The organism is Oscillibacter sp. CU971 (assembly GCF_905219725.1).
Taxonomy (GTDB): Bacteria; Bacillota; Clostridia; order Oscillospirales; family Oscillospiraceae; genus Oscillibacter.
Map to the genome: position 1 here is coordinate 1 of NZ_CAJMXG010000246.1, position 3931 is coordinate 3931.

4 protein-coding genes are annotated in these 3931 nt (G+C 56.1%); all 4 read right to left on the reverse strand.

All coding sequences use genetic code 11. From position 1 onward, the window contains the following. Positions 1–214 (reverse strand): hypothetical protein (locus tag JX325_RS13345; protein WP_204791592.1); only part of this gene is annotated, 214 nt, incomplete at its 3' end. A gap of 36 nt (positions 215–250) precedes the next feature. After that, a complete protein-coding gene (locus JX325_RS13350; RefSeq protein ID WP_374220625.1) occupies positions 251–1219 on the reverse strand; it encodes a glycosyltransferase family A protein in 969 nt (322 codons plus the stop codon). Next, complete coding sequence (locus JX325_RS13355; RefSeq protein WP_204791593.1) at positions 1137–3341, reverse strand: hypothetical protein; 2205 nt, start codon at positions 3339–3341, stop codon at positions 1137–1139. Before JX325_RS13355 ends, JX325_RS13350 begins: the two co-directional genes overlap by 83 nt. A 15-nt stretch (positions 3342–3356) precedes the next feature. Continuing rightward, positions 3357–3931 (reverse strand): exopolysaccharide Pel transporter PelG (gene pelG, locus JX325_RS13360; RefSeq protein ID WP_204791594.1); only part of this gene is annotated, 575 nt, incomplete at its 5' end.

Consider the following 3931-nt stretch of genomic DNA (forward strand, 5'->3'; position numbering starts at 1 on the left):
GTAATATTCCGCAAATCAGGAGCGCTCCCATTGTCTCAGTCTCAAGATCGGTCAAAAAGCGTCTCACTGGCGGCAGGGTTTCCAGGAGGAGCAGCAACAACCCCACCCCGCTCCATAAGGCGCAGAGATCCGGATTCAGCTTGCCGCCTGCCCGAAGCCGGACGCTGAGCAATATCAGACCCATTCCGATTACCGGAATCACCGCAAGCATCATACGCCCCGCTTCCTTTTTCGCCGCCCTGTGCGCGACTCAGTCTCCGCTCCACAGCGTCTTCACTGCTTGGCAACGCCTTTCCGCACTCCGCACCAAATCCAGCCGCCGCAGCATCTTCCACCACAGCAGCCGTCTCTCTGACGCACGATCCCGAATCCCGCAGATGGCGGCAATTTCATCCACCAGTTGCTCAAACGCCTTGCACCGCCGGAGCCGCTCTTCCTCCGTCAAATTCCTCCTGGAGCTGCTTCCGTCCCGTACGGCTACCTCATAGAGCTCCCGTCGGATGGTGGGACACGGATAGCGGTACAAAAACGGTAGCAGCATCTGAAAATTCTGGCCAACGTCGTACTCCGGGATTCTTCTGTCCGGATAGATCTCAAAAAAGGGCCGGGTCTTCAGCATATAGCAGCCACAGCAAACAAAGGTCTTCGCCTCCAGCACATCCCAGAACAGCAGCTCCTTTGTCAAATCCCCCTGTCGCTCCTCCCGTTGAAGGGGCAGTCCGGTTTTGTCGTCAAAATAAGAGGAAAGGGATCTTACGCAGTTGTAAGAGGGATTTTCTAACAAGAACCGCACCCGCAGCTCTATAGACTCCGGAGTCAGTCTGTCGTCTCCGTCCGGCCAGATCAGGTATGTCCCCCGCACAAGGGGCAGTCCCCGATTCAGCGCTGCAGAGGCGTTTTTGTGAGGTGCTCGCACAATCTCGTACCGCCAGCCCCTCCGGGCGAATGCCTCCCCATATCGTTCCGCAGCCAATACAGTGCCATCCTCGGATCCGTCATCCACCAGGATCATCTCCACATGGGGGTATGTCTGATCCAATACTGACTGCAGCAGTCTAGACACGTATCTCTCCCCATTGAACACTGGTGTGATCACGGACACCAGTCCCCGCTTTTCCGCTCCCTCCAAAATCTGTTCACGCCTCCCGTTCCACGGCCAGATTGCAGAAATTTCCTGTATCCTGTTTAAAATAGAAACAGATGAAATTTTCATCTTCATAATAAATTTCCATCTGATCCGGGTATGTTTCCATCAGACGCATACAGTGCCCATAGGCCCTGGATTCCAGCACCTCCCGGTTCTCCAGCCGTACATATTTCTGCCAGCTGTCCGTCTCAACGACCTCCCGCTCCGCTTTCTCCGCGGAAATTTCCGACGCAATAAAATCCGGTGCCTGGCTGACCCTCCATGTGGGATGCAGAGTCTCATACTCCTCCCGGCTGGCCTCCGGATACCGCTCCTCGCCCAGCCAGGAGGGCCCCTGAGCGAAATAGAGCTGGGCGTAGTAAAGCGGCCGTTTCTCCACGAAGAAGAACAGATTCTCTCGCCAGAGGATATATTCTTGCTCTGTCTCCACATGTTCCAGGAGGTCCAGCAATTCTATATGGGCTCCCTGCTCAATCACCTGATACAATTCGTCCGTAGGGGAGACAATCACAAACGTATCCCGCTCCAGATCCTCCATGATCTCTCGGGTCAGGGTCACCGCCGCCGGGTACCGAGACAACTCATAGTACAAAAATCCGTGGTAATTCCCCGTGAAGCGCACCATGGCATAGATTCCAACTGCCGCCAGAAGGGCCGTTCGTCCCAAAAGACGCTCCCCCCACCGCTCTGCGGCCAGAAACGCCGCCACATCCAAGGGGACCAGCACCGCTGCCAGGGTCAGCACGTGTCCCACAGCGCAGAAGCGGCCCTCCGTGACAATCTGCGGCAAGCCCATATAGGGCATTGCATAGGTCACAATATAAACCGCCGACATCAGAACCAAGGGAACATACCCGGAGCCCATACCCGCCGCCCATCTGGCCTTTTGAAGTCTGCCAGCCAGGCAGAGGCTCAGGGAGACTGCGCTCAGCCCTAGGAAAAGGACGCCCCTGCCCGTTCCATAGAGCCTTTCATAACCGTTTTGATAGATGCCGCCCTGCCGTTTTGCCTCCCGTATCCCCCTTTCTTCCCGGCCGGTTTCCGCTTCGCTTTTCTCCACGGATTCCAGAATCGCCTGCTTTTCTCTGGCGGACTCTCCGTTCAATGTGCCCAGCGCCCAGTTGATGGAGGGCTCGAAGGGCGTTCCGCCAGCCAGAGCCCACGCCATAGGCGCCACTGCGGCGAGAAACGCACAGAGCACCGCCGCCGCAAAGGGCAGAAAGTGTCGGAGAACCCTGCGGAGGGCGCACAGCGCCGCAGGCAGGCACATGAGAACCGCCATGATGGCCGCAAAATAGTGGATACTCAGCACCGCTGTTCCGGTCAGCGTGAATACAAGCAGATTTTCGCTTTTCCAGCATGGCCAGACAGTGCCATCTTCCGGTTTTTCCCGAATTTCCTTGAGGTATCGTATAAAAAACAGGACACACAAAAACACATAGGGCAAACCGAATTCCATGGGCAACGTCCATTGCAGCCTGGACATGGGCGTAATCATATCCGCCCCTCGCACATCCAGAGTCAGAAACAGAAGAAGCGCCAAAACCGGCGTATAGCGCCAGCGGAACATCTCCCGCAATAGGCAGCCGGCAGAGACCAGGAATACCAGCACATGGACGCACTGGAGAAACCGCAGGCAGCTGAAAACAGAAATCCCAAACAGCGCCCGCATACAGTAAACAAAGCAGTGCATCGCCTCCGGGTAGACGCCGCCCTTGTAGATTTCCCCTTGCATGAGCCCGTAGATCCACGAGTGGTGTGTATACAAGTCTCCGTATCCATAGCAGGAGACTTGAAAGGCGCCATAGGTAAAATACACCGCCCCGAATAGCAGCACAATGCCCCACAGCCCCCGGCAGACGGTGTTCGCCCCCCGCGGAGAGCCGGCGAGGGAAAAGGCCAACGGCAAATCCCATGCGCAAGCCCGCACCAGGCGGACGGCAGACACGAGGAATATCCCCGCCAGGATCAACGCCGCCAGCGGCATACGCAAGGCATGAAAAAGCCCCAACCCCATCACCAGTCCGTTGAGGCACACCGGAACCACCGTAACGCAGAATCCGAAGCGGTACACCGGCGGTTTGCGGCGAAGGTGCCGGTAAAATACAACAGAGGGCCACACCCACATCAAAAAGACATATCCGAAAAGAACCTTTCCATATTCGATCATCTCATAGCGGATATCCACGGTCACAAGGCCCTCTCCTCTCTACTCGGACACGGTCCTGTTTTCCCGGTCGTAGACCCTGCTATCCGGCATTTCCCGCTTCTCACGCCGCAGCAAGGTGCCCTCGCAGAAGATGTGCGTGTTGAGGTTCTGTTCAATCCACCGCAGCCGGATATAGGCCAGCGTCCAGCCGGCAAACGCCCCCAGCACAAGACCCAGACCGTACCAGATCTCCGGCAGCCTCATGGAGAGGACGCTGCCCAGAAATGTTATGGCGCAAAATCCCGCAGTAGCGAGAATCGCACCGGCAAAATCGTTAAAATAGTACAGAAAATGAATGGCGGCGTACATGATAAACAGGATGAAGAATCCTGCGGCCAGACACGGATAGATCCGCATGATGCCGCCCGCAAAGCCCATCTGGGGCAGGATCACGACACACAGCAGATATAAGGTTACCGTTATGATAAACTGGAGACGCACCAGGTTGATTAGCTCCTCGGATAACTGCCGGAACATGCGGGATGCAGCAGTGTCAATATCTCCCCGCTTTCCGCCAATAACCATCTCCGAATAGGATTTATATCTCCTGTTGAAGTTCATCTCCACACTGGAAT

Bases quoted from the DNA above. Each gene is read 5' to 3' on its own strand.
- JX325_RS13350 (WP_374220625.1), bottom strand. From the start codon at position 1,219: ATGAAGATGAAAATTTCATCTGTTTCTATTTTAAACAGGATACAGGAA.